Below are 1,204 nucleotides of genomic sequence, written 5' to 3'. Positions count from 1 at the left end.
CCCCCGAGTCATGAGGCGCCCTGTCCGCCCAACTCCTTCTCCAGCGGCGTCCGAAAGCGCGGCGTGACCCGCGTCTCGCCCACCCACGCCCGCAACCGCTCGGCCTCCTCGGCGATCGCCCCGCGAGCCTCCGTACCGATCCCCTCCGTCGTGAGCAGGCGCCACAGGATCTCGCCGTCCGCCCGCTGGGCCCAGCCGCCGACCACGCGGCCGTTCCACCACACCGTCGGCCCCACGTTGCCGCTGCGGTCGAACAGGGCGGGGAGCATGTCCGGCGCCAGATACCAGTCGCGTTCCCGCCAGCCCATCGCGGTCGGGNNACGTACCCCGTGCCCTCGTCCAGCGTCACGGCCCGCGCCCCGATCGCCGCGAGCGCCCGGCGGACCTCGGTGACCCGCCAGCCCGTCCACCACTTCAGGTCGGCCTCGGTCGCCGGACCGCACGCCGCCAGCCATCGCCCGAGGAGCGACGCCTGGGCCTGAGCCACATCCAGCTCGGGGTGCGCGGGGGCCACGGCCCAGCGGAACTGGCTCGACGTCCACGAACCGAGCGGGCGGCCCCGCACCACCCGGCCCTCCACGCCCAGTACCCTCAGCAGCCGCGTCGAGACGGTGTGCATCCCCTCGTAGGGCTTTCCGGCCGCGTACACGAACCGTTCCCTCAACCGGGGCTCGTCCTCGGCCAGTTCCGCCGCCGTCGCCTGGCCACGCCGGGCCAGCGCGGTGAGCGCCGACTCCTCGACCTCCTTCAGCCAGGCCGCGTCCGGGGCCCCGGCCGCCGCCATGTCCTTCANNCCGTGATGCCGGTCGAGGCGTGCACCACGGCGGTCAGACCGGCGGGGAACACGAACACGGTGTGCCGCATGCCGTGCATCCGCACCAGGGTCCGGTCCGTGTACAGCGCCCGCTCGGTCTCGGCCACGGTCCGCCCCGGCTCGGTGAGCCGCGCGCCCACCGCGAGGTACACCGTCGCCGGGTCCGAGCCGTGCAGCGCCACCAGCGAGTCGGCGACCTCCTCCGGCCCCTCCGCCCGCACGGATCCGGCCAATCGCTGCCCCGCCCCGAGCCGCGCCCGCCGCTCGGCCACTCCGACATACCGCCGTGCTTCCCCCATGTCGCCGCCTCCACCCGCACCTCAGTCGTCCCGTCCGCCCAATCCTCCCGGACACCACTGACAATCACCCCTCCGAAGGCGTCCGGACGCC

3 pseudogenes are annotated in these 1,204 nt (G+C 74.8%); all 3 read right to left on the bottom strand.

What is annotated here, in order from left to right:
• Window positions 1-8 precede the first annotated feature (8 nt).
• Window positions 9-318 (bottom strand): annotated as a pseudogene (locus AOK23_RS51120) (DNA glycosylase AlkZ-like family protein); the annotation flags it as partial.
• Window positions 319-320: 2 nt separating this feature from the next.
• Window positions 321-792: pseudogene (locus tag AOK23_RS51115) on the bottom strand (DNA glycosylase AlkZ-like family protein); the annotation flags it as partial.
• Between the two features lie 2 nt (window positions 793-794).
• Window positions 795-1,113, bottom strand: a pseudogene (locus AOK23_RS51110) (hypothetical protein); the annotation flags it as partial.
• Window positions 1,114-1,204 lie beyond the last annotated feature (91 nt).

The sequence above is a fragment of the Streptomyces torulosus genome (genome assembly GCF_001419765.1).
Lineage (GTDB): Bacteria > Actinomycetota > Actinomycetes > Streptomycetales > Streptomycetaceae > Streptomyces > Streptomyces torulosus.
The sequence above is the reverse complement of the archived record's forward strand: the minus strand, read 5'-3'. Positions and strand labels throughout refer to the sequence as shown.